This window comes from Coprococcus sp. AM11-30B, from assembly GCF_027674365.1.
Lineage (GTDB): Bacteria > Bacillota > Clostridia > Lachnospirales > Lachnospiraceae > Allocoprococcus > Allocoprococcus comes.
Genome location: NZ_JAQDVB010000008.1, coordinates 39,458 through 46,624, shown reverse-complemented (window position 1 = coordinate 46,624; position 7,167 = coordinate 39,458). Strand labels below are relative to the sequence as shown.

The window sequence follows — 7,167 nt, the reverse complement described above, 5'->3', positions numbered from 1 at the left end:
AATAAAATTTCAAAAACAGTCTTAAAAATGCAAGCATTTTACACCTGTTTTATGAAATTTTGCTTGGCTCTGAACAGTTACAAATTTATAATAAAATCCCACGGATATTGATTATCTTCCTTATATTAAGTAAGATAGTAAAAGAGCATTGTTTATCAACACCACGGGAGGTTTCATCATGTCTAAATACGATGTGATTCTTGATGTCTATGAGAATCAGAGCATCTCAAAAGCTGCTCAAAAACACAACTACACACAATCAGCTGTCAGCCAGACCATTCGCAATTATGAAAAAGAGATTGGTCTTAAGCTGTTCAAGCGTTCAAAAAACGGAATGGAAGCGCTTCCCGGAACAGAACCCATCTTTGAGGAGCTTATGCATATCCGCTCCGCCAATACACGGATCAATCAAATTGTATCAAATATCAATAATCTGGACAGTGGCTTTATCCGCATCGGAACGGTGCAGAGCATTGCCTATAACTGGCTCCCCGGAGTACTGAAAAATTTTTCTGCCGAATACCCGAATATCACCTTTCGGCTCTATGTTGACGGATTTCAGAACCTGACGGAAAAGCTTCGCAAAAAAGAACTGGACTGTATCTTTGTTTCGCAATATGTCGCAAAGGATTTCCCAAATCTTCCTGTCGGCACCGACGAACTGGTTCTGGTTACTTCCCTGGACCATCCTCTTGCCGATCAGCTGACGGTATCTTTTGCCGATATTGACGGACAGGATTTTGTTCTCTCCGCCGATGATTTTGATTATGAAACCGGAAAATTATTCCGATTAAACCATATCACGCCTAATGTAAGATTTCGGATCAATGAAGACTATACCGCGATTAAAATGGTGGAACAGGGCTTTGGCATCACTGTACTTCCCAAACTTCTGCTTCATAATATTCCATTCAACGTCTGTGTCCGTTCCTTTACCGAACACTTCCGCAGGAATCTGTCCGTAGCCTATCTGGATACACCTGAACTCTCTCCTGCACTTGATAAGTTTCTTACCTTTGTCACCAAATGGGCCAAAGAATGTAAGCTGATCTGATTTCCTGTCACGTACAAAACGGCACAAAGTTCTTCTATGACTTTGTGCCGTTTTGCGCGTAACTTTATTTTGTTTATTATCTCAGACCATCTCTGAGCGCATCCAGATTATTTCTCTATAATTCCGTATTTATAACCACTTTCTTTCATTAATTCAAGGTATGGTTTCGGATCAAAATATTCCGGTGCATAGACCCCTGCTTCTTTCCAGATTCCTCTTCCGATCAGCTCCAGTGCAAGTGCTGCTCCAAATCCTGTCTGGGCGGTAACAGCCTGGGTTCCCCATCTTTCGATAGACTCCTGATTATCAAATGGCTGATACAGGAAGTATTCTTTTTCCTTTCCGTCTTTCTTTCCGATACACTGTACTCCGACCAGCATTTTTCCGGTCATCTCATCTCCGATATCTTTTGGCTGTGGTGCACACGCTGCAACCACATCTCGTGGAACTACCTTCACATCCCCTACCTGCACCGGCTTGATACTGCGAAGTCCCAGCTTATCCAGCACCTTAAGTGCCGTGATCAGATTCTCATCAAGACTGATCTTGAAGGTTGCCTTTTTCAATCCATACTGGCTTAAGTAGCGTGCCATCGTCACAACTTCCTCATGCTCTACCTTTACCAGGGTATTCTTTCCTACTCCTTCCGGCATCTCATAGACTTCCTGCCCTGCAAATGCTTTTTCTACGATAAATCCGCCCTTCTCCTTATCATACTCAACATTCGGGTTCATTACCTCATCCAGCACGGTCCACACGTTGAATCCAAACATAATGTCATCCGGATCTGCACCCGGAACAGACAGATTTCCGCCATCTTTTACATGAACTTCTGTAATTTCATCCAAAAGCTCTGTCGCCGCGTATTTTGCAAATACATTTACAACACCCGGATCGATTCCCATACAGATCACAGCCATATTCCCCTGCTTTTTCCAGGCTTCATGACGGTCAAAATTGTATTTTGTCATCGGTTCAGTATAGCTGTTCTCAATACCAAGTCCGTAAGCCGGATCTTCCATCGGAACCGACCAGGTTCCCATGCTTCCGTAATCTGCCCCCGTTTTAAATGCAGCGTCAAAAATCATATTACTTGCAAAAGGTGGTGCTGCATCCATCACAAAATCAATCTTATGCTCCCGGATCAGTTCTGCCATTTTCTCTGTATTTGTCGCGTCGATCTTAGAGGCTTCAAAACGGGAATCCCCCTTCAGCATACCGACAACTTCCTCTGCTCTTTTCAAATCATAGTCACAGACCAGCACATATTTCAGCCATTCTCCCTTTGGGTCTCTCCACTGCATTACTTTTAAAATACTTTCACCGACAGCACCGGCTCCTACAAGCATCATTCTCATCTTTTTTTCCTCCTGCTTTTCTTTTTTTTCTGTCAAATTTTATTCAAAAAATGCCCTTTCCCTTCTTCCTCGGATAATACTTTTGTATGCCACCACGTACTACCTGCTAACAGTCTCATCTCATATTAGTGCCCATATAAAAAGGGCAGAAAAAAACAGATACACGAAAAAAATCGTTCATCTGTTTTCTCTGTCCTTTTACCAGTTGGTTCTAGCCTCGTAGGTGGTGCTTTCTTTGCACACTCTCCAAAGATTCGTCAGGTCGCCTTCCTTTTTGCCTGTCAGTTTCCACGAAAGGAAGATGTTACCTTACGCTTTGCTTCTTCGGCCCCTTGCGGTGTCTAGGACGTCCCTCATCCGACATATTCTTGATAAATTTAAGTTTACCCTTTTTTATCTGTCCGGTCAAATCTTTTATTTCTTTCCTCCGAAAATAACCCCCATAAAGCGGATATAAGTATATACCACCAGTACCACTGCAATGATTGTCTCAATCAAAACAATATATTTGAGGAATGGCATCGGATGTCCCATATTTGCTGCACAGGCCATCGTCTGTTTCGTTGCGATCGCACTGATAACAAACGGGAATGTGAAGGCTGCATAGTTTGGAAACACTGCCTTCCTGTGCGATCATCAGAAATATTTTCAAATCATGAATATCCATCTATTTTCTCCCTCTTTTACTCATATTTCTATTATAACACACTTCGTTTGTTTTTCCTAACCACCCATTCAACACTTTTAACCGAAAATTAAATCCAGTTACAGTCTCCACCGGTAATTGCAAGACTCAGAAGTCCATCCATTTTCTCTACTTCTTCTTCACCGATGATCTTTTCCAGTAATTCTGCCGTGTCCAGAGCATCTTCCATGGATTCGTCTGGTCCGATCTCATAGTCGATCTCTGCCTCACATTCCGGACATGGGATCCGGTTCATTGTCTGTAAGGATAAGAAACGGTTCCCACATTTTTTACATTCATAAAATCCACACTCTTTTGTGCCATCTGGTACGTAGTACATCGTATTTTAACTTCCTCTCCACATTTTAGTTTTTATATACAAAACATTCTCTCTTTTGTATGATCTTCCACTGCCTAGTATACACTATCTGACATATAAAAGTATAGTGTTATCCAGTTCATGCCCAAGCAAAAAAAGGACCATTTCCCATTTCTCAGGGAAACAGTCCTTTCACTTATCTTCAATTATTCTTCGACTTTCACCGGATTGGTCACACTTACCTTATGATCATACCAGACTCCTTTTTTTCCGAGCAGAGCCACATCAAATTCTTTATCCAGTTCAGGAACCGGAATATCAAATCCATAAACTTCTTCTGTTGCACCGTCGCTATAGGTTACCGTATCTGTTGTAGGTTCCAGAAGTTCTGCACCATCTTTCTGTGCATCTTCGGATGTTCCTTCAAACAGGTTGACGATATTCTTAGAAACCAGACTGACATGAATCGTCATCTTTCCGTCTTTTACGGTAAGTGTTCCTTTTCCGTCATTCGCTTCATTTACATGAAACATTCCGCTGTCAGTCTTGAACTCTGCTGTGTAGGTTCCGTCTTCAAGCTCACACTCTGTCTGTTCCTCTGTTTCCTCTTCTTTAGCAGAAGAGCTTTCTGCTGTCTTTGCTTTCGTATCTGATGTGTCTGATTTTGCACCGCATCCACTCATCATTCCCACTGCCATTACAGCAGATAATACCAATACTAACAGTTTCTTTTTCATCTTATAAATCCCTCTTTTTTTATTTATTCTGCATCAATTGCAGCCTGTGTATGTGCCACATAAAGCTGCTGGATCGCATCGATCTCACCAAGACCTGCAATCTGTGTATCAATACTGTCAAATGCTCCGGATGCTTCAAACTGGCTCTTCCAAGAATCGTCATCATCGCCTGCCATATCGTTGTTTGCATGATCTCCTGCTACAACCATCAGTGGACGAAGGATTACTTTCTTGTATCCTGCATTTTTGAGCTTTTCGATTACTGCTTCACAAGCGGTATCTTCCGGTTCGCCTTCTACGGTTCCGATAAATACATTCTCATAACCAAGTTGTTCCATCTGTGCCTGCATCTGAGAATAGCTGATCTTTGCTGTGTGTGAAGTTCCATGTCCCATAAATACAAATGCGGTTCCCTCTTCTTTTGCCGCATCCAGGCTGTCAAATCCAGCTGTCTTTACAGCTTCTGCTGTAATTGCTTCTGCAACAGCTGCTTTATCCTCATTGATCGCTGTTTCATCCGCTCCGACTTCACCGAGAAGTGGTTCTGCAATTTTTACAGATTCAAATTTATCTTTGTAGTTCTCAACTGCTTCTGTCAGTTCATCATACTCGGCACCATGCATCAGATGTGTCGGCTGTACGACCAGGTTCTTAACCCCGTTGTCGACTGCTCTTTCCAGTGCCTGATCCATATTGTCGATCTTCTCATCATCACGGGCCTGTACATGGTTGATGATGATCTGTGCTGTAAATGCTCTTCTTACAGACCAGTCCGGATATGCTGCCTGAAGTGCTTTTTCCACACCACCGATATCCTCTGCACGGCTGTCATTAAAAGATGTACCAAAGCTTACAACCAGAATTTCATTTTCTCCGATGTTATCTTCGTTCAGCGGATCATCTTTCGATGCATCGCCTGTATCCCTTCCAAAATAATCCGGATCAGCGTTCTCGCCTTCTACCAGTTCTTTCTGTGCATCAGTAAGCTTATCCCAGGCTTCTTTTGCAGCCTTACACTGTTCATCTGTCTTGTCTGTTCTTTCCTGCACATAAATGTCATCGATCAGCTTTGCCACTTTGTCTGCTGCCTCCTGATCGCTGTCTTCGGATGTTTCTTCTGTCTTTGTAGAAGAAGTGTCCTCTGTCTTCTTGCTTCCACATCCAGTCATCATAGACACCGTAAGTGCTGTTGCCAGTAATGCTACTAATACTCGTTTCTTCATCTTGATCCTCCCTGACTTTTTTGTCATACTTTCAGGAATCGGAATGATATTCATTACACTTTATAGCATATTTTTTGTAAACAAAAAAATCCCCCGTATCTAAATTTAACGAGGGCGTACAAAAAAGAAACTGACATTTTGCCCTCTGCAAAATCAGTCTGAAGTTTCTATCTTTCGTACTGCCAGTTACTCGTGGCATGAACGTTCCGTTCCTGTACTGCGAAAGGCAGGTCTCCCGACTGATTGCTCAGACGCTTGTGGCTTTCCTTCCCGGTCTCCCAGTGGTATGACAGCCTAAGCTTGCAAATTACGGTGACGAGTTCATACAGGACTTGCACCTGTTTCCCTTTTCACCAATCCAGACGTTCCGTCTGATTGACACCTTACGCATCTGTATTTATTTTTCTGAAACAAGCCTATTCTAGCACAGGCGTATGAATAGTGTCAAGAAAGGCTTGTCTGCTTCAGCACCGGCATCCGGAAAATCTGCACGATCAGCGGAATCACCATAATAAACCACACAATCGGCTCCGCAATGATAACCCCCGTGTATCCAAGATGCGGAACCAGTGTAAATGCGATCACAATTTTTCCAAGCATCTCAAGTGTACTTGATACGATCGGTGTAATATGGTCATCCAGTCCCTGCATGGCATTTCGCACAATACAGATCACCGCTGTCACATAGTAGAACAGTGTATCAAACTTCAGGTATCGGGTTGCATTTTCAATTACATTTTTATTATCTGTTCCGGTTACCAGATAGACAAGCTTATCTCCAATCGTATAGCTTGCAATAATAGCAAATGTACACCAGATACAGGTGTATAAAATAGAAAGCCAGATTCCTCTTTTGATCCGGTCTATCTTTCCCGCTCCCAGATTCTGCCCACAATAGGTTGCCATTGTATTTCCAAACACGCCAAACATAAGCATAAACATTTCTGTCAGCTTTCTTGCCGCTGTCTGCGCCACGATATAATCTCTTCCAAGTTTATTGATCGCTGTCTGCAAAGTCAGAGAACCAATATTGACCAGAGAACTCATAAAACCCATAGACAAACCGGCACTCAGCATATTTTTCACCATTGCAGAACTCGGGTTTTTAAAATCTTCCCGACCAAGCCTCAAAAGTTCATATCGCTTTATCATATAAATCCAGCAAACAATAAATGCAATCGACTGTGCAAGTACCGTTGCGATTGCCGCACCTTTTACACCACTTTTTAATATTACAACAAAGAATAAATCTCCGATAATATTTAAGATAACCGATATTGCCAGGATCACAAGTGGTGTCACGCTGTCTCCCAGTGAACGAAGCGCTGCCGCACAGGCATCATAAAGATAAGTTACCACAAGTCCCGCGATAATTATGAAAATATAACTTTTAGCTGTTTCCAGAAGGTTCGCAGGAACATTCAGCATTTTTAAGATCGGCTGCAAAAATAACAGACCGAATATTGTAAAAAATAACGCAATTCCTGTTCCTATAAGTAGTGACATGGCAAATGATTTTTTTACATCTTTATAGTCTTTTGCCCCGAATTTCTGTGCTGTGATGATTGCAAAACCTCCGGAAAGCCCTTGCAAAAATCCAATGATCAGATTGCTTAAGGTTGAGGTCGCGCCGACTGCTGCCAGCGCATCCTCCCCTAAAAAAGTTCCGACAATTCTGGTATCCACGAGGCTATAGGTAAGCTGCAGCAGATTTGCGAAAAAAATAGGCAGCGCAAATGCAAGAATCAGCGTGGACGGTTTTCCTTTTGTTAGATCTTTCATATTTTATTT

7 protein-coding genes and 1 riboswitch are annotated in these 7,167 nt (G+C 42.4%); of the genes, 1 reads left to right on the top strand and 6 read right to left on the bottom strand.

Going from position 1 to position 7,167, the window contains the following annotated elements:
- Positions 1–178: 178 nt before the first annotated feature.
- Positions 179–1,054, top strand: a complete 876-nt coding sequence (locus tag PGU50_RS06860) for a LysR family transcriptional regulator (RefSeq protein ID WP_117557860.1) — start codon at positions 179–181, stop codon at positions 1,052–1,054.
- Positions 1,055–1,161: 107 nt separating this feature from the next.
- On the opposite strand, the gene PGU50_RS06855 is transcribed toward PGU50_RS06860, so the two are convergent.
- From PGU50_RS06855 to PGU50_RS06830, 6 genes are all read right to left on the bottom strand, one after another.
- Positions 1,162–2,412: a saccharopine dehydrogenase family protein gene (locus PGU50_RS06855; protein WP_118198688.1), complete on the bottom strand. Its 1,251-nt coding sequence runs from the start codon at positions 2,410–2,412 to the stop codon at positions 1,162–1,164.
- 414 nt (positions 2,413–2,826) lie between these two features.
- Complete coding sequence (locus tag PGU50_RS06850) at positions 2,827–3,030, bottom strand: hypothetical protein (RefSeq protein WP_330672464.1); 204 nt, start codon at positions 3,028–3,030, stop codon at positions 2,827–2,829.
- Positions 3,031–3,167: 137 nt separating this feature from the next.
- The gene (locus PGU50_RS06845) at positions 3,168–3,437 is read right to left on the bottom strand and encodes a hypothetical protein (protein WP_008368773.1); all 270 of its coding nucleotides are present in this window, start codon (positions 3,435–3,437) and stop codon (positions 3,168–3,170) included.
- A 185-nt stretch (positions 3,438–3,622) separates the two neighbouring features.
- Positions 3,623–4,153 (bottom strand): hypothetical protein, encoded by a 531-nt coding sequence (locus PGU50_RS06840; RefSeq protein WP_117835207.1) that lies wholly within the window; start codon positions 4,151–4,153, stop codon positions 3,623–3,625.
- Positions 4,154–4,176: 23 nt separating this feature from the next.
- Positions 4,177–5,376 carry a sirohydrochlorin cobaltochelatase gene (locus PGU50_RS06835; protein ID WP_117835206.1) on the bottom strand — a complete coding sequence of 400 codons (1,200 nt, stop codon included), beginning with the start codon at positions 5,374–5,376 and terminating at the stop codon, positions 4,177–4,179.
- Between the two features lie 208 nt (positions 5,377–5,584).
- Positions 5,585–5,777: riboswitch (cobalamin riboswitch) on the bottom strand.
- Between the two features lie 43 nt (positions 5,778–5,820).
- A complete protein-coding gene (locus PGU50_RS06830) occupies positions 5,821–7,158 on the bottom strand; it encodes an MATE family efflux transporter (RefSeq protein ID WP_270246505.1) in 1,338 nt (445 codons plus the stop codon).
- Between the last annotated feature and the right edge of the window lie 9 nt (positions 7,159–7,167).